The 20,941-nt window shown below is 64.6% G+C and carries 22 protein-coding genes; 8 read left to right on the top strand and 14 right to left on the bottom strand.

Features of this window, described 5'->3' with window-relative positions:
- Window positions 1-56: 56 nt before the first annotated feature.
- Window positions 57-710, top strand: coding sequence for a DsbA family oxidoreductase (locus BTHE68_RS17645; RefSeq protein ID WP_162067586.1), 654 nt, complete (start codon window positions 57-59; stop codon window positions 708-710).
- Between the two features lie 10 nt (window positions 711-720).
- Here BTHE68_RS17645 and BTHE68_RS17650 read toward each other — a convergent pair whose 3' ends face one another.
- From BTHE68_RS17650 to ypfJ, 3 genes are all read right to left on the bottom strand, one after another.
- Window positions 721-1,623 carry a flagellar brake protein gene (locus BTHE68_RS17650; RefSeq protein WP_162067587.1) on the bottom strand — a complete coding sequence of 301 codons (903 nt, stop codon included), beginning with the start codon at window positions 1,621-1,623 and terminating at the stop codon, window positions 721-723.
- 163 nt (window positions 1,624-1,786) lie between these two features.
- On the bottom strand, window positions 1,787-2,782 hold the full coding sequence (waaC, locus tag BTHE68_RS17655; protein WP_162067588.1) for a lipopolysaccharide heptosyltransferase I: 996 nt from the start codon (window positions 2,780-2,782) through the stop codon (window positions 1,787-1,789).
- A 221-nt stretch (window positions 2,783-3,003) separates the two neighbouring features.
- A complete protein-coding gene (gene ypfJ, locus BTHE68_RS17660) occupies window positions 3,004-3,879 on the bottom strand; it encodes a KPN_02809 family neutral zinc metallopeptidase (protein WP_162067589.1) in 876 nt (291 codons plus the stop codon).
- Between the two features lie 387 nt (window positions 3,880-4,266).
- Between ypfJ and BTHE68_RS17665 the strand changes: the two genes are divergently transcribed.
- The 3 genes from BTHE68_RS17665 to BTHE68_RS36635 are packed head-to-tail and all read left to right on the top strand — an operon-like array spanning window position 4,267 to window position 6,785.
- Window positions 4,267-5,664, top strand: a complete 1,398-nt coding sequence (locus tag BTHE68_RS17665) for a cytochrome ubiquinol oxidase subunit I (RefSeq protein ID WP_162067590.1) — start codon at window positions 4,267-4,269, stop codon at window positions 5,662-5,664.
- A 4-nt stretch (window positions 5,665-5,668) separates the two neighbouring features.
- Complete coding sequence (gene cydB / locus BTHE68_RS17670) at window positions 5,669-6,670, top strand: cytochrome d ubiquinol oxidase subunit II (RefSeq protein WP_162067591.1); 1,002 nt, start codon at window positions 5,669-5,671, stop codon at window positions 6,668-6,670.
- The gene (locus BTHE68_RS36635) at window positions 6,648-6,785 is read left to right on the top strand and encodes a hypothetical protein (protein ID WP_174258066.1); all 138 of its coding nucleotides are present in this window, start codon (window positions 6,648-6,650) and stop codon (window positions 6,783-6,785) included. The genes cydB and BTHE68_RS36635 overlap by 23 nt, the downstream gene beginning before the upstream one ends.
- Window positions 6,786-6,797: 12 nt before the next feature.
- Here the strand turns inward: BTHE68_RS36635 and BTHE68_RS17675 are convergent, their stop codons facing one another.
- From BTHE68_RS17675 to mnmH, 4 genes are all read right to left on the bottom strand, one after another.
- Complete coding sequence (locus BTHE68_RS17675) at window positions 6,798-7,229, bottom strand: hypothetical protein (RefSeq protein WP_162067592.1); 432 nt, start codon at window positions 7,227-7,229, stop codon at window positions 6,798-6,800.
- Entirely contained in the window at window positions 7,223-7,678 is a 456-nt protein-coding gene (locus tag BTHE68_RS36850) for an N-acetylmuramoyl-L-alanine amidase (protein ID WP_232077946.1), read from the bottom strand. Before BTHE68_RS36850 ends, BTHE68_RS17675 begins: the two co-directional genes overlap by 7 nt.
- A 179-nt stretch (window positions 7,679-7,857) precedes the next feature.
- On the bottom strand, window positions 7,858-8,907 hold the full coding sequence (locus BTHE68_RS17685) for a permease (RefSeq protein WP_162067593.1): 1,050 nt from the start codon (window positions 8,905-8,907) through the stop codon (window positions 7,858-7,860).
- A gap of 11 nt (window positions 8,908-8,918) precedes the next feature.
- The gene (mnmH, locus tag BTHE68_RS17690; RefSeq protein WP_162067594.1) at window positions 8,919-9,980 is read right to left on the bottom strand and encodes a tRNA 2-selenouridine(34) synthase MnmH; all 1,062 of its coding nucleotides are present in this window, start codon (window positions 9,978-9,980) and stop codon (window positions 8,919-8,921) included.
- Between the two features lie 141 nt (window positions 9,981-10,121).
- Between mnmH and BTHE68_RS17695 the strand changes: the two genes are divergently transcribed.
- Window positions 10,122-11,498 (top strand): ethanolamine ammonia-lyase subunit EutB, encoded by a 1,377-nt coding sequence (locus BTHE68_RS17695; RefSeq protein WP_162067595.1) that lies wholly within the window; start codon window positions 10,122-10,124, stop codon window positions 11,496-11,498.
- A complete protein-coding gene (gene eutC, locus BTHE68_RS17700; protein WP_162067596.1) occupies window positions 11,495-12,265 on the top strand; it encodes an ethanolamine ammonia-lyase subunit EutC in 771 nt (256 codons plus the stop codon). Before BTHE68_RS17695 ends, eutC begins: the two co-directional genes overlap by 4 nt.
- Here the strand turns inward: eutC and BTHE68_RS17705 are convergent.
- The 3 genes from BTHE68_RS17705 to BTHE68_RS17715 all read right to left on the bottom strand — a co-directional run bounded on the left by BTHE68_RS17705 (window position 12,262) and on the right by BTHE68_RS17715 (window position 15,711).
- Window positions 12,262-14,109, bottom strand: a complete 1,848-nt coding sequence (locus BTHE68_RS17705) for a sigma-54-dependent Fis family transcriptional regulator (protein WP_162067597.1) — start codon at window positions 14,107-14,109, stop codon at window positions 12,262-12,264. The two genes, eutC and BTHE68_RS17705, sit on opposite strands and share 4 nt — an antisense overlap.
- Before the next feature lie 128 nt (window positions 14,110-14,237).
- Complete coding sequence (locus tag BTHE68_RS17710) at window positions 14,238-14,411, bottom strand: DUF1328 domain-containing protein (RefSeq protein ID WP_162067598.1); 174 nt, start codon at window positions 14,409-14,411, stop codon at window positions 14,238-14,240.
- A 148-nt stretch (window positions 14,412-14,559) separates the two neighbouring features.
- Window positions 14,560-15,711: an OpgC domain-containing protein gene (locus BTHE68_RS17715; RefSeq protein WP_162067599.1), complete on the bottom strand. Its 1,152-nt coding sequence runs from the start codon at window positions 15,709-15,711 to the stop codon at window positions 14,560-14,562.
- Window positions 15,712-15,974: 263 nt separating this feature from the next.
- On the opposite strand from BTHE68_RS17715, the gene BTHE68_RS17720 reads away from it, so the two are divergent.
- Both BTHE68_RS17720 and BTHE68_RS17725 read left to right on the top strand, forming a co-directional pair.
- Window positions 15,975-16,721 (top strand): TerC family protein, encoded by a 747-nt coding sequence (locus BTHE68_RS17720; RefSeq protein ID WP_162068242.1) that lies wholly within the window; start codon window positions 15,975-15,977, stop codon window positions 16,719-16,721.
- Between the two features lie 42 nt (window positions 16,722-16,763).
- Complete coding sequence (locus tag BTHE68_RS17725) at window positions 16,764-17,996, top strand: glycosyltransferase family 87 protein (protein WP_162067600.1); 1,233 nt, start codon at window positions 16,764-16,766, stop codon at window positions 17,994-17,996.
- Here the strand turns inward: BTHE68_RS17725 and BTHE68_RS17730 are convergent.
- From BTHE68_RS17730 to BTHE68_RS17745, 4 genes are read right to left on the bottom strand one after another with little or no spacing between them, the layout of a single operon-like run.
- On the bottom strand, window positions 17,985-18,389 hold the full coding sequence (locus BTHE68_RS17730) for a DUF4186 domain-containing protein (protein ID WP_162067601.1): 405 nt from the start codon (window positions 18,387-18,389) through the stop codon (window positions 17,985-17,987). The genes BTHE68_RS17725 and BTHE68_RS17730 overlap by 12 nt on opposite strands.
- A 7-nt stretch (window positions 18,390-18,396) precedes the next feature.
- Window positions 18,397-19,122 (bottom strand): precorrin-4 C(11)-methyltransferase, encoded by a 726-nt coding sequence (cobM, locus tag BTHE68_RS17735; protein ID WP_162067602.1) that lies wholly within the window; start codon window positions 19,120-19,122, stop codon window positions 18,397-18,399.
- The gene (locus BTHE68_RS17740; RefSeq protein ID WP_162067603.1) at window positions 19,119-19,850 is read right to left on the bottom strand and encodes a cobalt-precorrin-6A reductase; all 732 of its coding nucleotides are present in this window, start codon (window positions 19,848-19,850) and stop codon (window positions 19,119-19,121) included. Before BTHE68_RS17740 ends, cobM begins: the two co-directional genes overlap by 4 nt.
- The gene (locus BTHE68_RS17745; protein WP_162067604.1) at window positions 19,847-20,941 is read right to left on the bottom strand and encodes a cobalt-precorrin-5B (C(1))-methyltransferase; all 1,095 of its coding nucleotides are present in this window, start codon (window positions 20,939-20,941) and stop codon (window positions 19,847-19,849) included. Before BTHE68_RS17745 ends, BTHE68_RS17740 begins: the two co-directional genes overlap by 4 nt.

Genomic DNA, 20,941 nt, shown 5'->3' on the forward strand with positions numbered 1-20,941 from the left:
ACGTTCGCCTGGTTCAGTCAAACGGCGCACATGCGCCGTTCGCTTTTGAGGCTCACATGGCATCCACGCCTGTTCTGTTTATCGACGTCTGGTCGGACTTCGTGTGTCCGTTCTGCTATCTGGAAACGCCCGTGCTCGATCAATTCCGCAACGCATACGGCGATGCGATCGAAATCCGCTGGCATGCATTCGAGCTGCGTCCCGAGCCGACGCCGCTTGCTGATCCCAACAGCGACAAGATCGTCGAATCCTGGGAAAACTCGGTCCGACCGCTCGCGGAAGAGCGCGGCGTGACGATGCGTATGCCGCCTGTCACGCCACGCAGCCGCAAGGCCTTCGAAACAGCGATGTTCGCGCGTGAATCCGGACGCTTCGACCTCGTGCATCGCGCGATCTTCAAGGCGTATTTCGAGGAAGGCATCGATATTGGCGACACTGACGCACTGCTCGATATCGCGGCGACCTGCGGCATCGATCCCGAAATGCTCGAAGAAGCGCTCGACGACGGCACCTACACCGATCTCGTGATCGAAGACGAAGAGTTTGCGAAGAAGCTGGGCGTGGCCGGCGTGCCGTTCGCGGTGCTGTCGCGCGAAGGGGCGCCCGGTCAGGAAGCGCCGCCGCCGATCGCACTGCGCGGCGCGGCGCCGGTCCAGCATTTCGAAGCGGCGGTCGAGCGGCTCTTTCCGGATGGATTTCCGGGAAACTGAGCCCGCGGGCCTAGCTGTGCTCGGCCATGAACGACTTCAGCGCGATTCGTTGCGACGGCTCGATCGATTCGAATTCGAGTCCGTACGCCGCACTGCCGTCGGCGGGATCGAGCGTCCCGACATGACGCACGATCGCGATGGTGTCGATCTTCACATCGACGCCATCGGTCTTGAACTGAAACGAGAGTTGCAGGCGGTCGCCCACGCGCGCGGCCGGATTCGCGACCGTCAGCGACATGCCGTACGGGCTGATATCGCTCACGCGACTCAATTGCCGCGTGCTTTCCGGCTCGCCCTCGGCGGCGAAATGCGCCGCGAGGCGCGTCGGCATGCGCGCGAATTTGCGTGTGCGCAGTCTGCGGATCGCACCCGGCGCCGATAGCACCGCGTAATTGAACGGCTCGCGACAGGTTGCATCCACCGTGCAGGCGAAGCGGAACACGCCGCGCCCCGTCAGCGCGACGAGGTCGACCTGCTCGCCGAGCGTCAGATCGAGCGGATCGAATCCGGTCATCAGCGGTTGTGTCACGAACAGGGATCGCTCGCCGTTGCGACGCGGCGTCGAAAAACCGATCACCCGGCTCGCGTACATGGCCGAACCCGTACCACCCGTACCGCGCAAGCCGACCCGCGCGCCGATGGTCAGACCGATATCCTCCAGCGTCAGCTGACCGTCCTTGAGCGCGTCTTCGTCGGGCACGCTCTGCGCCGGCTCCTGAAGCGCGCGGTGCGGCTCGAAGTGCCGGAACATGAATTCGCGCGACGCGCCATCCGGCACGACGGTGCCTGCCCCGAACAGCAACGCGCCATCGGCGGCGACGATCGCGAATTCGAGCGCGGTGTCCAACGGAATCTCGGATGGTTCGAGGCGAACCAGAGACTGGCGCGCGTCTACGACGGTTTCTTCGGTCATCTTATCGGACGATTCTTAAGTGTTTTTTGCAATCGTCGTGCTTGCCGAGCTTGCCGTCAAGTGTCATGCGGCAAGTTTTACGTTAGCGCACCGATATTTTCGCTCGCCGCATGGACTTCCTACCGCCGAACCGTGGTGGGCAGGTTTATGCGCATAAAATTTTTTATGAGATAACGCGTTCGCCGAATTGCAATGGCGCGCCCGTCACGCTTTCGATGGCGGCCAGCACCTGCGTCACATTGGGCGGTGCGCCCTCCTCGCCGACCGAAACCGAGCGCCCCGGTTCGTTTATGCCGAAATGCTCGCGCGACGTCGCCGCGAACAGCATGACGGTACGGCGCTGCAGCGCATGCGCGAGATGCACGAGACCGGTATCCGTGCCGACGACCAGTTCCGACGCCTGAATCCAGTGCGCGCATTCCACGACAGAAAGCTTCGGCAGCACGGTCGCGCCCGGCACGAGCGCGGCAATGCCCTGCGCCTCGCCCTGCTCGCGTTCCGTGCCCCACGGCAGCGCGATCGAATAACCGCGCGCGGTGAGCCATCGGCCGACCTCGGCCCAGTGTTCCTTCGGCCACTTCTTGACATCCGCCGATGTCGCGTGGAACAGCATCGCGATGCGCGTATCGCGTGGAATCTCCAGATCGCGCGTGACTGCCGGAAGGCGAATGTTGTAGTCAGGCGTGTCGTCGAACCGATATCCGAGCGCATCGGCGACACTCACGCGCATGCCGCGCCAGGCGTCCGTGAGCGGACGCGGACCGAAGCGCGCGTTGTACGCGAAGGCCGCGCCGCGCTCGCCGAGATCCTGATTCAGATAGCCGTAACGCCGCCGCCCACGCGCGATGAACGCGATGATCGCGCTCTTGTAGACGCCGTGAATATCGACGATCACGTCGTATTTTTCCGCGCGAAGCTCGCCGATCGACGCACCGATTTCCTTCAGGTCATTCCAGCTACGCGCCTTCTTGAACTTGCGCAGCGGCGCGCTCAGCACGCGATCGACGCCCGGATTCCAGCGGATGATATCGGCGAAGGCAGCGTCGGCGGCCCAGTCGACCTTGGCGGACGGAAACGCGCGCCGCAAATCCGCAACGACCGGCAGCGTCTCGACGATATCGCCGAGCGACGTGACTTTGACGACCAGAATTCGCTTCATGAAAAGGTAGGAGAGTGTTCCGGTGCGTGTGCCGATCCGGCGGTCCGTCACATCACAAGGCGCGGCTGGCCGCGCCCCGGAAAAACTAGCGATTCTAAAGAATTTGAGACGAACGCACTGTCAGCGTTTGTAAGCATCGACAGCGCGTAACCGTGTTTCCTCGATTCAGAATAGTCCATTCCGGGATGAGCGGAACGTCGCCGAACATGCCGTCGTCGTCATTACAATGCGCGGGCCGAGAACGTATCGCACTGGCTGAGGTCGCCCGTCGACATGCCGCGCCGCAGCCAGCGCTGACGCTGCGCGCTCGTGCCGTGCGTGAACGCCTCGGGCACGACGCGTCCTTGCGACTGCTGCTGCAGGCGGTCATCGCCGATCGCCGCCGCCGCGTTCAAGCCCTGCTCGAAATCGCCTGGCTCGATCAGCTTCGCGTTCTCGCGCTGGGCGACCGCCGCCCACACGCCCGCGAAGCAGTCCGCCTGCAATTCCACGCGTACCGAGAGCGCGTTCGCCTGCTCGCGCGTCATCCGTGCGCGCGCCTGGTCGGCCTTGTCCATGATGCCGAGCACGTTCTGCACGTGATGCCCGACTTCATGCGCGATCACATAAGCCTGCGCGAAGTCGCCACTCGCGCCGAAACGATCGCGCAATTCGCGATAGAACGAGAGGTCGATATAGACCTTGCGGTCTCCGGGACAATAGAACGGTCCCATCGCCGCCTGTCCCATGCCGCAAGCGGTCTGCGTGCCGCCCGAAAAGAGCACGAGCTTCGGCGCCGGATAGTCCTGATTGAACTGCGCGCGGAAGATGTGCTGCCAGGTGCGCTCGGTATTGCCGAGGACGCGGCGCACGAACACCGAGCCGGCATCGTTGGCGGGCGGCGCATTGCTTGGCGCGGCCTGTTGCTGCGGCGCGTTGCCTTGCAACACCTGCGCGCCGTTGATGATCGTCATCGGATTGATGCCGAAGAAATACGATGCCGCGAGCGCCACGATGATCGTGCCGATACCGATCGATCCGCCGCCGACCCGAAAGCCGCCGCCTCCGCCGCGCCGGTCTTCGACGTTCCGACTTTCCGCTTCGTCATCGAGGCGCATGATGGTTCTCCTTGCTGCCCACGCGGTGCGCGTGTTCAAAAGCCATTATGGTACCCGCGCAAACCGCACGTCTCGTGCCGGCGCATCGTAAAAGTTCTTTCCGGCTTGCGCGCTCTGGGTTCGATCAGTGCGGTCGATTGTCGCGAAAGCCGCTGCGCGCTCTTGCCGCACCGCACCATCCAATCATCTCGAAATTACCAAAAAATCAATTCGATACGCACGCCAAACCCTTGAGCCTGCGGCATTTGCGCGCAATGCTAATTCACTGACGCAGCGCAACACTTTCTCGAAATGGCGCTAAGCTCCGGCCCGTTACACGTCTGATCCGATACAGGACAAAGCCGCCTCGCCATGCGGGCGCGGGTGAATTTCAAGGCACACGTCATCATGCATTCGACTCCCGAAGCACTCGATCTGGCGCGGATCCAGTTCGCGTTCACCGTCTCGTTTCACATCATCTTTCCGGCGCTCTCCATCGGGCTCGCGAGTTTCATCGCGGTGCTCGAAGGCGCCTGGCTCAAAACCGGCAAACCGGTCTACAAGGAACTGTGTCTGTTCTGGTCGAAGGTCTTTGCCGTCGCTTTCGGCATGGGCGTCGTGTCGGGCGTCGTCATGGCGTACGAGTTCGGCACCAACTGGGGCGGCTTCTCGACCTTCGCCGGCCCCATCACCGGGCCGCTGCTCACGTACGAAGTGATGACCGCGTTCTTCCTCGAAGCGGGCTTCCTCGGCATCATGCTGTTCGGCTGGAACAAAGTCGGCCCGAAGGCGCACTTCGGCGCGACGCTGATGGTCGCCATCGGCACGCTCATTTCCACCTTCTGGATTCTCGCGTCCAATAGCTGGATGCAGACGCCGCAGGGCTTTCGCATCGAAGGCGATCACGTCGTGCCGGTGGACTGGTGGGCGATCATCTTCAACCCGTCGTTTCCGTACCGGCTCGCGCATATGGCGATCGCGGCGTTCATCGTGGCGGCGCTCGTCGTGGCCGCGACCGGCGCGTGGCATCTGCTGAAAGGCCGCCGCGATCCGGCCATCAGGAAGATGTTTTCGATGTCGCTCTGGTTGCTGCTCGCATTGACGCCGATCCAGGCGCTCGTCGGCGACGCGCACGGTCTCAACACGCGCGAACATCAACCGGCGAAAATCGCCGCGATCGAAGGCATCTGGGAAACCGAGAAAGGCGGCACCGCGCTCAATCTCTTCGGCATCCCCGACATGGAAGCCGAAACCACGAAGTACGCCGTGTCGATTCCGCATCTGGGCAGCCTGATCCTCACGCATAGCTGGGACGGCGAGATTCGCGGCCTGAAGGAATTTCCGAAGGAAGACCGTCCGAACTCGACGCTCGTGTTCTGGAGTTTCCGCGTGATGGCAGGTCTGGGCGTGCTGATGATCGTGATGTCGGTGGCCGCGTGGTGGCTGCATCGCAGGCGCGCCTTGTTCGATGCGCGCTGGTTCCATCGCTTCGCATTGGCGATGGGTCCGACCGGTTTCATCACGCTGCTCGCGGGCTGGGTCACGACCGAAGCCGGCCGTCAGCCGTGGGTCGTCTACGGCGTGATGCGCACCGCCGATGCGGTGTCGCCCGTTACCGCGCAACAAGTCGGCGTGTCGCTGCTCGCGTTCGTAATCGTCTACACGATCGTGTTCGGCACCGGCATCTACTACCTGCTGAAGCTGCTGCGTCACGGCCCTGCGCTGCCGGGCTCGCCTTCGCAGCCTTCCGACGGCAGTGCGCGACGTCCGCTCAGCCTTCCGCATCAGTCCATCGAAGGAGCGTAACGATATGGATCTCACACTCGCCTGGGCCGCGATCATCGCGTTGGGGCTGTTCCTCTACGTGGTGCTCGACGGCTTCGACCTCGGCATCGGCATTCTCTTTCCGTTCTTTCCCGATCAGCACGATCGCGACGTGATGATGAACACCGTCGCGCCCGTCTGGGACGGCAACGAAACGTGGCTCGTGCTCGGCGGCGCGGGACTTTTCGCCGCGTTTCCGATGGTCTATTCGACCGTGCTTTCCGCGCTCTATCTGCCGCTCGTGCTGATGCTCGTGTGTCTGATTTTTCGCGGCGTGTCGTTCGAGATTCGCGCGAAGGCGCAGCGCACGAAGCACATGTGGGACCTTGCGTTCATCGGTGGATCGACGGGCGCGACCTTCTTTCAGGGCGTGGCGCTCGGCGCGTTTCTCAGTGGCATTCCCGTCGCCGATGGCCGGTTTTCCGGCGATGCCTTCGGCTGGTTCACGCCCTTCTCGATCTTCACGGGCGGCGCGCTCGTTGTCACGTATGCGCTGCTCGGCGCGTGCTGGCTGATCGCGAAGACCGAAGGCGATCTGCAGCGGCGGATGTATCGCGTCGTGTGGCCGTTGACCGTCTTGCAGCTCGCGACGATCGCGGTGGTCAGCATCTGGACGCCGTTGCAGGATGCGGGCATCGCGTCGCGCTGGTTCGACTCGCCGCTGTTTTACCGGCTGTTGCCGGTGCCGGTGCTCGTCGCCGCGTGCGCGTGGGCGATGCGTCGCTCGATCCGATCGCGGCACGAGAAGCGTCCGTTCGCGATGGCGCTCGGCTTCGTGCTGCTCGGCTATGCGGGACTGGTTGCGAGCATTTCACCGAACGAGATTTTTCCTGGCGTGTCGATCTGGGATGCGGCCGCGCCTCGTTCGAGCCAGCTTTTCACGATCGTCGGCGCGGCGGTGATTTTGCCGGTGATCGTCGGTTATACGATGCTGGGGTATTGGGTATTCAGAGGAAAGGTGCGCCATGGCGAACATCACTACCATTGAGCGCGCGCGGAAGGTGTTCTGGTTCGTCGCGCTGTGGGCGGCGGGCGTCGGCGGCACGATGCTGCTCGCGCTGCCGTTCAAGTTGTTGATCAGGGCGGGGGCGGCGATTCATTGAGCGGCTGAACGGTCACCCCTGATCATAAGAGCCGATCGGGTCGTACCATTTATTGTCTTTGAGCAGCAGATAGACATGCCCGCCGGCTTGCCAGTCGATTCTGGCCGAACCATCGGAATAAAGAATCCAGTCGGCCCGGAAGCCGTCCTTGAACGTGACCGTTCCTTTGGCGGCGCAAGGGGAATAGCGGTCGTGACTGGTTACGACGGGAGGAACAGGGACTGCGTTTGCGAAATATCGGCGTACCTGAGCAACAGTCGGCCGAAACGCTCGACACCAGAAGATCAGCGCCTCGTCTTTCTGTTCCGACTCAGGCCGCACGATGCCCACTTCGTCGATCGTCACGACTTTGATCCCGCGCGCCAGGCTGATTTCGCAACATGCGAGCAATATAAGAAAGAGCACGACGGACTTGATTCTGGAGAGTGCGCCGAATCTCACCATTGTGCTGCCTTCGCTTCGGTTGGATTTTTATAGGACACCGCCGGATGTGCGTAAACCTCGGCTTTGTCGATGCTGAGCGTTTCTATCAATTCCGCGATCAGCCATTTGAGGGAGTCGTTCTGCTCGCTTGTTGGATCTTCATAGATCTGCTCGTTGCCCTCGCCTCGATACATTCCAACGAGTTCGATCCCGATGGAATCGATGTTCGACGGCAAGCGGTCCGGCCACGATTTGGTCATCTCGTGCCGATTCAAACCCTTGTATTTGCCTTGGCGAAACGCTTCACGACTTGCGTCGATTTCCACCGGTGAACATTGCAACGTTTCCAGACACCGCGAGGACTGGGAAACGGCCCATTCCCAATTGAGCACATCGATTTGCTGCGCGTGAGCCGCATCCTGTGCCTCGCCGACGATGCCGCTGAGGTTCAGGAAAATGTCCTGGGCCATTTTTGCTGCCCCTATGTCAATGACGAATGGGACATTCTAGAAACTAGATTAAATCGATGTCACCACGAGTAATCCTAAATAATTAATGTCTGATCGCAGTCAATTCTCTGAAAAGACTGAATCTCAGCAAACAAGCGCTTCCAAACCAAAGCCCGAAAGCGCCCTGCTTCAAAAACCTATCAAAACACCGCCGCCGCAATCACCCCGCTCACAACCCCAAACCCCATCACCGCCACCGCCACAAACGCCAGCACGCGCGGCGGAAACGACCGCGCCAGCATCGCGAGCGACGGCACGCTGACCGGCGGCAAGGTCATCAACAGCGCACCCGCCGGCCCCGCCGCCATGCCGAGCGACAGCATCGCCTGAATGATGGGCACCTCGCCCGCCGTCGGAATCACGAACAGCGTGCCCGCGACCGCGAACGCGACGATCCACAGCATGCCGTTGTCGATATCCGGCCCGATGTGCGGAAAGAGCCACGCGCGCGCCGCGCCGAGCAGCAGCACGAGCACGATGTACTCCGGCACGAGCCGCAAGGTCATGCGGCCGAGGATCTTGATCCAGCGCGAGAACGCCGTGCCCGGTTCGTCCTGCTCGATCAGCTTCGCGAGCGTCGCGCGCGATGCCGCCGCCTGCGCGGGCGTCACCATGCGGTTCACCGCATATCCGAGTCCGAACACCATCAGCACGCCGAGCACGAGCCGCAAGCCGGTCCATTGCCAGCCGAGCACGAAGCCCATGAAAACCAGCGCGGCCGGATTGAGCACCGTGTTGCCGAGCCAGAACGCGACAGCCGCGCCCGGCGCCGCCTCGCGCGCACGCAAGCCCGCAACGACCGGCGCCGCGCAGCACGTACACATCATCCCCGGCAGGGACATCAGGCCGCCGTTCACCACGCTGCCGAAGTTGTGCTCTCCGAGCGCGCGCGCGACCCAGCGCGGCGGAATCAGCGCCTGCACCGCCGAGCCGAGCAACAGGCCGAGCACCATCGCCTGCCAGATCGCTTTTCCGTAGGCCATCGCGTAGTCGAGCGCGGCTTGCCATGAAGGCTCGGGCGCGCTCGTCGCCGTGCCCATCAGAATCGATTTGCCGATCGAATGCTGGCTCGCCGCGACAAACGCGCGGTTGTAGTACGGAAACCATTTCACATAGAACAGTCCTGCGACGGCGATCAGCAGGAACACCATCCAGCCAAGCGCGACGCGCGGTTGTCGGAGCGTGGTCATAGCGTTTTCTTTCAAGTGGTGAATGTCGATTCAAGTTGCGCGAGCAGGGCTTTCGCCTGATCGATGCTGTCCGCATCGTTCGGACGGAACAGCACGCGGAGCGCATGCGGCAATTCAGTATAGAGGGCCTGATTGCTGCGCCGGTATGCGGGATCGTAATGACGCTCGATCAGTTCGGCGAACAGCGCGGCGCGCGCGTTCTCATCGATCAGCCGATGCCAGTGCGCCACGCGCTCGCGACTATGCAGCGCGACGAGCTTCGACAACTGCGCCTTGAAGGACGCGGGATCGTCGAAGAGATGCGCGTAGTCTTGCAGCAGGAAGGCGATGCGGTCTTCGCGGCGCGCTTCCACTTGCACGCACGACGCCACGTGGAGCTTGTCGAGCACGGCGTCGGGCACCGTGATCGAGCCGATGCGCCGCCCTTCCGCTTCGACGAAAACCGGTTTGCCCGCGTCGAAGCCGGAAAGCGTGTTGACGAGCGCCGAATCGAACGCCTTCTGCGACGGCTGCGGACGCCCCGGCATCGCGCCGAGCAAGGATCCGCGATGCGCCGCGAGCCCTTCGAGATCGAGCGTCTGCGCGCCCGCGGCGTCGAGCGCCTGCAAAAGCCGCGTCTTGCCGCTGCCCGTATGGCCGATCAGCGCGACGTAGCGAAAGCGCCCGGGCAGCGTGCCGAGCCGCTCGATCACGTCGCGCCGGTAGCTCTTATAGCCGCCTTCCAGTTGACGCGCCTGCCAGCCGATCATGTTGAGCCACGTCGTCATCGCGCCGGAGCGCTTGCCGCCACGCCAGCAATAGACGAGCGGGCGCCAGTTGCGCGGTTTGACGGCGAAGAGCGTATCGAGATGCATCGCGATGTTGCGCGCGACCATCGCCGCGCCGACGCGCGTCGCCTCGAACGGCGAGACCTGCTTGTACATCGTCCCGATGATCACGCGCTCTTCATTGCTGAGCACCGGCGCGTTGATCGCGCCGGGAATATGATCTTCGGCGAATTCGAGCGGCGTGCGGACATCTACGATTTCGCCGAAATCGCCCAGACGGTCGATGGGAACAAGCAGGTTTTTCACGGGCTGCGGGCGAGGCCCAGGCTGAGTCGAGCGAAAAATTATCGCACGCGCGCGCGCTTTGCCCTCGCCGGGTATTTTTGAACGAGGCGCGGCGTGCGCGAAGCGGCTAAAGTGCTTGCATCGATCCATTCAGGGGGAGCGATGACTTATCACGAGACGATCGGCGTGCGCCGCTACCGCTTCGACGATCTGAAGACGCTGCTCGCGCGCGCGAGTCCGCGCCGCTCCGGCGACGAGCTTGCGAGCATCGCGGCGGCGACGGAGGAAGAGCGCGTCGCCGCGAAACTGGCGCTCGCGCAGGTGCCGCTCGCCGCGTTTCTCGACGAACCGCTCATTCCCTACGAGGACGACGAAGTCACGCGCCTCATCGTCGATACGCATTCGCGCGAGGCCTTCGCGCCGATCGCGCATCTGACGGTCGGCGAATTCCGCGAATGGCTGCTCGCCGATTCCACCGATACCGCCGCGCTCGAACGCATCACGATGGGCGTCACGCCGGAGATGGCCGCCGCCGTCTCCAAGCTGATGCGCAATCAGGATCTGATTCTCGCCGCGCGCAAGCGTCCGGTCATCACGCGCTTTCGCACGACGATCGGCCTGGCCGGGCATCTCTCGGTGCGCCTTCAGCCGAATCATCCGACCGACGATCCGAAGGGCATCGCCGCATCGATGCTCGACGGCCTGCTCTACGGCTGCGGCGATGCCGTCATCGGCGTGAACCCCGCCTCCGATTCGCCCGCCGCGATCGGCAGACTGCTCGCGATGATGGACGACTTCCGCCAGCGCTACGACGTGCCGATGCAGTCGTGCGTCCTGACCCACGTGACCAACACGCTCGCGGCGATCGAGCAAGGCGCGCCCGTTGATCTGGTATTTCAGTCGGTCGCGGGCACCGAGCGCGCGAACGCGAGCTTCGGCGTGTCGCTCGCGCTGCTGGAGGAAGCGCGCGACGCGGCGTTGTCGCTCGGACGCGGCACCGTCGGCGATAACGTCATGTACTTCGAGACCGGGCAAGGCAGCGCGTTGTCGGCGAACGCGCATCATGGCGTCGATCAGCAGACCTGCGAGGCGCGTGCCTATGCGGTCGCGCGCCGCTTCAGTCCGCTGCTGACGAATACGGTGGTCGGCTTCATCGGCCCGGAATATTTGTACGACGGGCGGCAGATCATCCGCGCGGGGCTCGAAGATCACTTCTGCGGCAAGCTGCTCGGCGTGCCGATGGGCTGCGACATCTGTTACACGAACCACGCCGAAGCCGATCAGGACGACATGGACACGCTGCTCACGCTGCTCGGCGTGGCGAACGTCAACTTCATCATGGGCGTGCCGGGCGCGGACGACGTGATGCTCAATTATCAGAGCACGTCGTTTCATGACGCGCTCTACGTGCGCCGCGTGCTGAACCTGAAACGCGCGCCGGAATTCGAGGCATGGCTCGCGAAGATGCGCGTCACCGATGGGCACGGCGCCCTCCTCGCGGCGAGCGCGCCGCCTTTGCTCGACTGGATCGACTCATGACGAACGCCAACGCCTGGGATGCGCTGCGGCGCTTCACCAACGCGCGCATCGCGCTCGGCCGCGCGGGCAGCAGCCTGCCGACCGCGCCCTTGCTCGCGTTCGAACTCGCGCATGCGCAGGCGCGCGACGCGGTGCATCAGCCGCTCGACACGGCCGCGCTCGCCGAAACGCTGCGTGCCGCCGGATTCGACACGCTCGACGTGCAAAGCGCCGCGCCCGATCGCGATCACTATCTGCGTCGCCCGGATCTTGGCCGCATGCTCGACGATGCGAGTGCGGCGCGTCTTGCCGAACATGCCGCCGCGCGAAGCGATGCGCCCGACCTTCTTTTCATCGCCGCGGATGGTCTTTCGGCTTTCGCCGCGCAACGCCACGTCGTGCCGCTGCTCACGCGCGTGCGCGCGAAACTCGATGGCTGGAGCGTTGCACCGGTCGTGATCGCGACGCAGGCGCGCGTCGCGCTGGGCGATCGTATCGGTGAGCTTTTACGGGCGAGGATCGTCGTCGTGATGATTGGTGAGCGGCCGGGGCTCAGTTCGCCCGACAGCCTCGGTCTTTATGTGACGTATGCGCCGCGCGCGGGCCGCCACGATGCCGAGCGCAACTGCATCTCGAACGTGCGGCCCGAAGGACTCGATTACGAATCCGCTGCGTTCAAGTTGATGTGGCTGGTGAACGAAGCGCGCAGGTTGAAGCTCACAGGCGTCGGGCTGAAAGACCTCAGCGGCGCGTTGCCCGCGCCCGACGCGGGAGCGCTCGAAGCCTAAACCCGCAACTTTCGATACAGCGTCGTCCGCGATATCCCCAGCGCGCGTGCCGTCGCCGACACATTCCCGCCATGCGCCGCAAGCGCACCCGCCACCGCGCTGGCCTCGATATCGACGAGCCGCGCTCCGCTCGCCAGCGGCGACGTCTGGCCGCACTGCACACGCTCACCGAGTTCATCGACGAAATCATGCGGCAGATGCTCGACGCGAATACGCGTATCGTGATCGTCGAGCATGGCGCTGGCCGTGCGCAGCACGTTGCTCAACTGCCGCAAATTCCCCGGCCACGGATGACGCGCAAAGAGCGCGAGCACATCATCGTCGATGCTCACGACGCGCCCCGCGAAGCGCTCATGCCGTACGATCCTGTCGACGACCGCGCGCAGGTCCGTGCGCTCGGCCAGCGGCGGCAGCGTCACCGAAAGACCGTTGATCCGGTAATACAGATCCTCCCGAAACGCCCCAAGCGCCACGCGCTCGCGCAACTTGCGATTGCTCGCGCAAACGAGCATGAAATCCACCGGCATGGCGCGCGCCGCGCCGAGCGGCTCGACGACGCGCTCCTGCAACACGCGCAGAAGGCGGCTTTGCATCGCGAGCGGCATGTCGCCGATTTCATCGAGAAAGAGTGTGCCGCCGTTCGCCTGCGCGATCTTGCCCGTCGCGCCGCGCTTCGCCGCGCCCGTGAACGCGCCCTGCGCATAGCCGAACAGCTCGGATTCGATCAGCGTCTCCGGCAGCGACGCGCAATTCACCGCGACGAACGGTCCCGCGTGGCGCGGCGAATCGCTGTGAATCGCGCGCGCGAGCATTTCCTTGCCCGCGCCCGTTTCCCCGCCGATCAGAATCGGGATGTTCTTGCCGATGACCTTGCGCACGCGCGCGACGATGTCGTTCATCTGCGCATCGCCGGTGCAGAGATCGGCGAGACTCGACTTCGTTCTGCCGCTGGTCGTAACCGCTACGTTCGGCGTGAGACGCGCGTTCACATCGACGCTCGCGAACACCACCACGCCGCTATGTAATTCGAGCCGGCAAGGTGCGTCGCCCGACCACGCGATGAGCGCATCGACACGCTCGCCGAACAGCGTCTCCAGCGTCTGCGAACGCAGAAGTCCGAGTTCGAGCCCGAGCTGGAACTGCGCGCTGCGGTTCGCGCACAGCAAACGCCCGTCGAGATCGAACACGGCGATGCCTTCCATCAGCGTGCCGAGGAATTCGGGCCGGCTATGAAAACGGATGCGCAGTCCGTCGCCGAACGCGCTCGCGATCAGACGGTTCTCGATCATCTGTCCGGACATCTTCACGAGCGCCATCGTGTGCTGGTGATAGCCGCGTCGATCGCCGGTGACGTCGAGCACGCCGGACAGATTGCCGTGCGGATCGAGGATCGGCACGCTGGAACAGGTGAGGAAATGATTGGCGCGCAGATAGTGCTGGTCGCCGTACACGGTGACGGCGGTGCGCTCGGCGATCGTGGTGCCGATCGCGTTCGTGCCCTGATGCGCCTCGCTCCACACCGCACCCGCCCGCAGCGCGACTTTTTCGGCGCGGGCGAGGAAGTCGTCGTCGCCGAGCGAATGCAGGATAAGACCGCTCGCGTCGGTCAGCGCGATCATGCTGTGCGTGTTCGCGATCTGCGCGTACAGCGTTTCCATTACCGGCAGCGCATGGGCGAAGAGCGCGCGGCTTTCATCGAGCTTGACGGCGAGTTCCGCGCCGGTCAGCACGGCGTATTCCGGGCGCATCGTCTCGAACAGGCCGAACGTGGCCGAGCGCTCGTGCGAGTGACGGATGACCTCGCGTTGCGCAGGCTGCAAGGCCGCGCCGATGGCATGCTGCATCGCCTCCTCCTTTTGGTTCATCGCGGCGAGCGTCGTCGCGTGAATGTCTCCTCGGGGCAATGTAACACCGTCGCGGCGCGGCGGTCGATTCGAGGAAGCACGCGGATGCGCGCGCTTCCCCGCGATCGCTACAGCACCAGCGATCCCGCCGTGATCGCGATCACCAGGAACACGACGAACAGGATCAGGAAGATGAAGAAGCAAATCTTCGCGATGCCCGCCGCGCCCGACGACACGCGCGTAAAACCGAAAAAGCCGGCAATGACGGAGATAACTGCGAAAAGAATGGCGAGCTTGAGCATGGCAGGTCCGGTTGTGTTGTGATGACTCTTGCCTGCAAGACGCGTGCCGCGCCCAGGTATTTGTTTAAAGGTCGCATATGAATCAGACCGTTAGTTGCGTAAAAGCGCAAATAAAAAGCGGACGGCACACCGCCCGCTTCGACCCGGCTCAGCGCACGCGATGGTCCGTCGCCGGCACGGTCGCGGGTGTGGGGGCCTTGGCCATTGCCCGCACCGGTTTTCGCGTATCGAGCCAGCCGGCGGCCCATTGTTGAACACGCGGCACGGCAAGCAACGCGCCGATGGCGATCGCATCCGCCGCGAGTCCGGCCGGCACGTTGATGAGGCCATCGGTCAGCGTGAAGAGGATCGAATCGACGACGAGCGAAATCACCGTGCCCGCGACGAACGACACCATGCCGGCGCGCCCCAACGCGCCGACCCACGGCAGCCGTTGCGCCACGGCCTTGACGACGCCATAGCGCGCGAGATTCGCCGCGACCCATGCGATGGCGAGGAAATTGACGACGCGCGGGCCGGCCAGATCGCGCTTGAAGGCGCTGTCCAGTATGGGCGGCAAGACGAGCAATTTGTAATAGGCCATGCCGGCGATCAGCGCGACGGCGCCCGCGCTCACGATCCAGCCGAAGCGGTTCGCGCTCACGCGCTGGTAAACCGGCTGGCAACGCGCCAGCACGCCGAGCACGAACATCAATTGCCACGCGGCAGGATTGAAATCCCAGAGGTTGTCGTCGACGGAAGGCAGATATTCGCCGATCTGCGCCCCGAAGGCCCACAACGCGAGGCTCAGACCAAGCAGGAGCCAGGGCTTGCTGCGCGCGAGCGGCAGCATGACCGGCACGGCGAGCGCAAAAAGCGCGTACATGGGCAGCACGGCGGCGAGATAAGGCTGGCGCTCGAAGGTGAGGATCTGCGCAATCGACGAAACCGGCTCCGACACGAAACTGTCGAGATCGTGCAGCGCGAGGTTCGGCGCGTGGCCGAAAAAGGGCCGCAGCAGGAAGGACGCGACGAGCATCAGCACGGCGGTGACGATAAACGCGCGGTACAGTTCGAACGCGCGCCTGACGAAGCGCATGCGCGCCGCGTGCTCGGAGCGGCGCGCGGCCAGCGACACATACGCCGTCGCCGTGGCGAAGCCGCCGAGGAAGACGAACACTTCGGCGGCGTCGTTCAGCGCGAACGAATGCAACGTGAAGCGCGACAACATGCTGCCGCCGATATGATCGACGACGATGATCAGCAGAACCAGTCCCCGGAAGAAGTCCAGCTCGATGAGACGTTGTGATTTTTGCTGCATGCGGCTTCGTGTGATGTCCTGCGGCTACAGGAAATTGAACGGCGGCCGCTGACACGCGGCTCGAAAGGATAAGAGTTTACCCGTAAATGACGCAGCGCATCATCAGAAGAAGCGCAAATAATCGTTTCGAATCCGGTATTTGTGGCCGATTCGGCAGTTGTGCCGACGAAACCGTTCGATCTCGTCAGAAGGTTTCAAGTTCCTTTCATTTCAGGCGATTATCAGGCTAAGATCACGCCCTCACCGTCGAACCCCTCGTGAACATGGACTATCTCGTCGCTTTACTTGCAGATCCCGCAGCCTGGGCCGCCCTCGCGACGCTCGTCGTCATGGAGGTCGTGCTCGGCATCGACAACCTGATTTTCATCTCGATCCTGACGAACAAACTGCCCGTCGCGCATCGGGCGCGCGCGCAGCGTATCGGCATCGGGCTGGCGCTCGTGTTGCGGCTGGGTCTGCTCGGCACCGTCGCGCTGATCGTGCGACTCACGACACCGATCTTCGAAGCGTTCGGCCACGGCTTTTCGTGGCGCGATCTGATCCTGATCGCGGGCGGCGTGTTTCTCGTCTGGAAAGCGACGACGGAAATCCACCATCACGTCGCGGCCGACGCCGACGATCACGCTGGCCCCGAATCCGGCAAGAGCCTGACGCCGCTTTCGGCGATCGGCCAGATTCTGCTGCTCGATCTCGTGTTTTCCATCGACAGCATCGTGACGGCGGTCGGCATGACCGAGCACATTCCGATCATGTTCGTCGCGGTGATCGCCGCCGTGACCGTGATGCTGTTCGCGGCGGGGCCGCTGTCGCGCTTCATCGAACGCAATCCGACGATCGTCATGCTCGCGCTCGGCTTCCTGCTCGTGATCGGGATGACGCTGGTCGCAGAAGGCTTCGGCACGCACGTACCGAAGGGGTATATCTACGCGGCGATGGCGTTCTCGGCGCTGGTGGAAGGGTTGAACATGCTGGCGCGGCGGGCGAAGGGGCGCGGCAGAACTGCGCCGTAGCGCAACGCTAAAGTTCTCCCGTCATCCGCCGATATCGCACGGATGACGACCCAACCCGCTTCCATCGCACGCGAGCCCGCACGCCGTTGGTTCAACGGCTGGCGGGCGGGCGCCTGGTGCGCCACCGCCCTGCTCGCCTTTCAGTGCTTCGGTTTCTTTTTCAACGCCCGGCATTCCTGGGCCGCATACGGCCATCCGGGCGGCTGGGACTTTCTGACGTTTTGGGCCGCGTCGCGCCTCACGCTCGACGGAACACCGCTCGCGGCCTATTCCTGGACCTCAATCAAGCACGTCCTGCTGCAGTTGTCGCCGGATATCGTGATGCCCGGCCCGTGGTTCTATCCGCCGAATTTCCTGCTGCTGGTGCGCCCGTTCGCAGCGCTTCCCGCACCTGTCGGCTATGCGCTTTTCATCGGGTTGTCGTCGGCGCTGTTCGTCTTGCTGATCCGCCGCGTGCTGCCGATGCGGTCCATGCTGATCTGGATACTCGCGTTTCCCGGCCTGTGGCTCAACGCGGCGCAGGGACAGAACGCCTGCATCACCGCCAGTCTCGTGCTCGCCGCGTTCCTCGCGATGGGCAGGCGGCCCGTGCTCGCGGGCGTCTTCATCGGCCTGCTGTCGATCAAGCCGCATCTGGCCATCCTGTTTCCGGTCGCGCTCGCGTGCGCGGGCATGTGGACGACCTTCATCGCCGCCGCGGTGACGGCCGTGCTCTTCACGGCCGTATCGATCGCCGTGTTCGGCGTCGATATCGTGCCCGTGTTTCTGCACGGGCTCAGCGAAGCCAACGGCTATATCGCGAGCGGCGTGCTGCCCTGGGACCAGACGGCGAGCCTGTTCGCGACCCTGCGCATGGCGCACGTCGCGACCGGTCCCGCGTATGTCGCGCAGGCGTGTCAGGCGCTCGTCGCGGTCTGCGCGGTCGCGTGGGTATGGCGCAACGCCAAGGCGCTGGAAGTGCGGGCCACGGCGCTCGTCGCGGGCACGTTCATGATCAGCCCCTACATCTATAACTACGATGCGGTCTGGCTCGGCGTGCCGCTCGCGCTTCTCGCCGCCCGCGCGCTGCGCGATGGCTGGCTGCGCGGCGAAATCGCCATTCTGGTCGTCGCGTGGCTGTATCCGCAGATGGGCGACCTGCTCGCCAAACATCTCGGCGTGGGGCCGGGGCCGCTCGTGTTCGCGTCGCTGATATTCGTGGCAATACGGCGCGCGCGTCTCGAAGCCGCCGACACCGCCACGCTCGGCGCGTTCAAGCGCCGGTCAGAAAGGTAGGCGAAGCTGCGGATCGTCGGGCGTGGCGGCATTCACGGGCGGCAGCGGTTGCGCCCGCAGCCAGCGTTCGATCGCATCGACGACATGCTGGCGCTCGCTTTCATCGAGCGCCCTGCCCGCCGCGATGCCGTGCCACGTGGCGAGGCACGAGCGGCAGCACGTCGCCGTCGCGTGTTGCGCGATGAACACCGGATGCCCGCGAAACGGCGTCTGTTTGCCGTCGTTCAGCGGCGCTTGCGGCGCGAGCCGCTTGCCGATCAGTTCATGCGCCTGCGCGACAATTGTGTCGATGCCCTTCTCGCGCAGCATCTTCCCCTCCCGCACGCCGAGCGCGAAGCGCCGCCGGAACGCCGATTTCGCGAGCGCATCGAACACGGCGTCGAGGTCGCGCATGGCGTGATCAGTCCTTGGCGTAGAGCGTCGAATCCGCGAAACCTTCGGCGCTCAGCACGCGCCCGACGAGAATCATCGCCGTGCGCTCCATGCCCGCCGCGCGCACTCTCGAGGCGATATCGGCAAGCGTGCCTTCCACGCGCGTCTCGTCCGGCCAGCTCGCGCGAAACACGACCGCCGCCGGGCAGTCCGCGCCGTAGTGCGGTACGAGATCCGCGACGATGCGCTCGATATGCCGCACGCCGAGATGAATTGCGAGCGTGGCGCGGTGACGGGCGAGATCCGCGAGGCTTTCGCCTTCCGGCATCGACGTTTTGGTCGCGTAGCGCGTGAGGATCACGGTCTGCGAGATGCCCGGAAGCGTGAGTTCGCGCCTGAGCGCCGCCGCCGAGGCCGCCGCCGCCGTCACGCCCGGCACGACTTCATAGGGAATCGCGAGCGCGTCGAGCCGGCGGATCTGCTCGCCGATCGCGCCGTACAGCGACGGATCGCCCGAATGCACGCGCGCCACGTCCTGCCCGTTCGCGTGCGCGTCCTGCAACAGCGCGACGATCGCGTCGAGATCGAGTTCGGCCGTGTCGATGCAAGTCGTCGCGCGATGGCCTTCGAGCACCTCGCGCGGCACGAGCGACCCGGCGTAGAGAATCACGGGACACGCGCGGATGAGCCGCTGCCCCTTGACGGTGATGAGTTCGGGATCGCCCGGTCCGGCGCCGATGAAGTAAACAGTCATTGTCTGGTGAGCCAGTGTTGGAGCGCATCACGGGCGCTGGCGGCGTCGTCGAAAGTCTGGTCGGCGTCGGGCAGCGCGGGACGCGTGAGCATCACGACCGGCAAGCCCCGCTCCCGCGCGACGGCCAGTTTCGCCTCGGTCGCGCGCCCCCCGCTGTTCTTGCTGACGATCACGTCGATGCACGCCGCATCGAACAATGCGCGTTCGCCGGCAAGATCGAACGGGCCACGCGCATCGATGATATCGGCGCGTTCGTTGCCCGGATGCGCGTCGAGGCAGCGAATCGTCCAGTGCTGCGAAGCGGGAATCTCGTGCAGATGCGCGAGCGGTTCGCGTCCGAGCGTAAACAGCGGCCGATGAAACGCCGCGATCCGTTCGACGATCCCGCGCCAGTCCGCCGCCTCGCGCCAGTCGTCGCCCGGCTGCGGCTGCCATGCCGGACGGCGCACCGCCCAGAGCGGCACGCGCGCGAAGGTGCAGGCCTCGCGCGCGTGGCGGCTCATCTGCGCGGCATACGGATGCGTCGCATCGACGACGAGCGCGATGTCCGCGTCGCGCAGATAGCGCACGAGCCCGTCGACGCCGCCGAAACCGCCGACGCGCACCGCGCACGCCAGATCGCCCGGCACGCGCCCGAGGCCCGCGAGACTGTAGACATGCGCGGCGGGCAGGCTGCGCGCGATCGCGAGCGCGTCGCCGGTGCCGCCGAGCAGCAGCACGCGCCTCATGCCGCGCTCCCGACGATATTGCCCTGCCGGTCGATCGCGAAGGTCTCGATTTCGATGCCCGGCACGACATCGAGCGCGACGGCGCGCGCGCGACGGCACACGATATCGCCGAGCGCGATGCCTTCGGCGCGGGCGAGCTTGAGCGCTTCCTGACTCGTGTTGGCCGCGCGGATCGCCGCCTGCAGCACGTCGCTCGCGCCCGCGTCGGCGGCCCAGACGGCGAGCAGCGTCAGGTCGATGCTGGAGTTGCGGCTATGCAGATCCATGTGTCCCGCCGCCAGCTTGGACAGCTTGCCGAAGCCGCCGCACAGACTCAGTTTGTCGACGCTCACGCGGCGCAGATGCTTCAGCACGGCGCCCGCGAAGTCGCCCATTTCGATCAGCGCGATGTCGGGCAGGCCGTAATGCGCGCGCATCGCGTCCTCGCTCTGATTGCCGGTGCACGCGGCGATATGCCGATACCCGTTCGCCCGCGCCACATCGATGCCCTGATGAATCGACGCGATATACGCGGAGCACGAAAACGGCCTGACGATGCCCGTCGTGCCGAGTATCGACAAGCCGCCGACGATGCCGAGGCGCGGATTCATCGTCTTCTGCGCGAGCGCCTCGCCGTTCTCCACGCCGATGCTCACGTCGAAGCCGCCGCCGTAACCCGTGCTTGCGGCGAGCGCGTCGAGATGTTGCGTCATCATCTTGCGCGGCATCGGGTTGATCGCCGGTTCGCCGACGGCGAGCGCCAGCCCCGCGCGCGTCACGGTGCCGACGCCCGGTCCCGCATGGAAGCGCACGCCGGGTTCGTCGGACAGACGCACGCGCGCGAACACGAGCGCGCCGTGCGTGACGTCGGGATCGTCGCCCGCGTCCTTGATGACGCCTGCTTCCGCTGCGTCGGCTTGTTCGGCCACGCGGCGGCAGAAGGAAAGCGTCATGGTCACGCACTGGCCTTTCGGCAGCACGATCTCCGCGCGCTCGCTTGTTTCGCCGAGCAGCAACAGGCGCGCGGCCGCGAGGCTTGTCGCGGTCGCGCAGCTTCCGGTCGTGTAGCCGCTTCGGAGCGGCGCGGCCTGTTCCGGCGTTTCTTCACGCAT

The sequence above is a fragment of the Burkholderia sp. THE68 genome, assembly GCF_009938265.1.
Classification (GTDB): Bacteria; Pseudomonadota; Gammaproteobacteria; order Burkholderiales; family Burkholderiaceae; genus Caballeronia.

What these genes read in the sequence shown, in the direction of transcription:
- BTHE68_RS17645 (WP_162067586.1), top strand. Translation starts at nt 57, where the DNA reads ATGGCATCCACGCCTGTTCTGTTTATCGACGTCTGGTCGGACTTCGTG.
- BTHE68_RS17650 (WP_162067587.1), bottom strand. Translation starts at nt 1,623, where the DNA reads ATGACCGAAGAAACCGTCGTAGACGCGCGCCAGTCTCTGGTTCGCCTC.
- waaC (WP_162067588.1), bottom strand. Translation starts at nt 2,782, where the DNA reads ATGAAGCGAATTCTGGTCGTCAAAGTCACGTCGCTCGGCGATATCGTC.
- ypfJ (WP_162067589.1), bottom strand. Translation starts at nt 3,879, where the DNA reads ATGCGCCTCGATGACGAAGCGGAAAGTCGGAACGTCGAAGACCGGCGC.
- BTHE68_RS17665 (WP_162067590.1), top strand. Translation starts at nt 4,267, where the DNA reads ATGCATTCGACTCCCGAAGCACTCGATCTGGCGCGGATCCAGTTCGCG.
- cydB (WP_162067591.1), top strand. Translation starts at nt 5,669, where the DNA reads ATGGATCTCACACTCGCCTGGGCCGCGATCATCGCGTTGGGGCTGTTC.
- BTHE68_RS36635 (WP_174258066.1), top strand. Translation starts at nt 6,648, where the DNA reads ATGGCGAACATCACTACCATTGAGCGCGCGCGGAAGGTGTTCTGGTTC.
- BTHE68_RS17675 (WP_162067592.1), bottom strand. Translation starts at nt 7,229, where the DNA reads ATGGTGAGATTCGGCGCACTCTCCAGAATCAAGTCCGTCGTGCTCTTT.
- BTHE68_RS36850 (WP_232077946.1), bottom strand. Translation starts at nt 7,678, where the DNA reads ATGGCCCAGGACATTTTCCTGAACCTCAGCGGCATCGTCGGCGAGGCA.
- BTHE68_RS17685 (WP_162067593.1), bottom strand. Translation starts at nt 8,907, where the DNA reads ATGACCACGCTCCGACAACCGCGCGTCGCGCTTGGCTGGATGGTGTTC.
- BTHE68_RS17695 (WP_162067595.1), top strand. Translation starts at nt 10,122, where the DNA reads ATGACTTATCACGAGACGATCGGCGTGCGCCGCTACCGCTTCGACGAT.
- eutC (WP_162067596.1), top strand. Translation starts at nt 11,495, where the DNA reads ATGACGAACGCCAACGCCTGGGATGCGCTGCGGCGCTTCACCAACGCG.
- BTHE68_RS17705 (WP_162067597.1), bottom strand. Translation starts at nt 14,109, where the DNA reads ATGCAGCATGCCATCGGCGCGGCCTTGCAGCCTGCGCAACGCGAGGTC.
- BTHE68_RS17710 (WP_162067598.1), bottom strand. Translation starts at nt 14,411, where the DNA reads ATGCTCAAGCTCGCCATTCTTTTCGCAGTTATCTCCGTCATTGCCGGC.
- BTHE68_RS17715 (WP_162067599.1), bottom strand. Translation starts at nt 15,711, where the DNA reads ATGCAGCAAAAATCACAACGTCTCATCGAGCTGGACTTCTTCCGGGGA.
- BTHE68_RS17720 (WP_162068242.1), top strand. Translation starts at nt 15,975, where the DNA reads ATGGACTATCTCGTCGCTTTACTTGCAGATCCCGCAGCCTGGGCCGCC.
- BTHE68_RS17725 (WP_162067600.1), top strand. Translation starts at nt 16,764, where the DNA reads ATGACGACCCAACCCGCTTCCATCGCACGCGAGCCCGCACGCCGTTGG.
- BTHE68_RS17730 (WP_162067601.1), bottom strand. Translation starts at nt 18,389, where the DNA reads ATGCGCGACCTCGACGCCGTGTTCGATGCGCTCGCGAAATCGGCGTTC.
- cobM (WP_162067602.1), bottom strand. Translation starts at nt 19,122, where the DNA reads ATGACTGTTTACTTCATCGGCGCCGGACCGGGCGATCCCGAACTCATC.
- BTHE68_RS17740 (WP_162067603.1), bottom strand. Translation starts at nt 19,850, where the DNA reads ATGAGGCGCGTGCTGCTGCTCGGCGGCACCGGCGACGCGCTCGCGATC.
- BTHE68_RS17745 (WP_162067604.1), bottom strand. Translation starts at nt 20,941, where the DNA reads ATGCGTGAAGAAACGCCGGAACAGGCCGCGCCGCTCCGAAGCGGCTAC.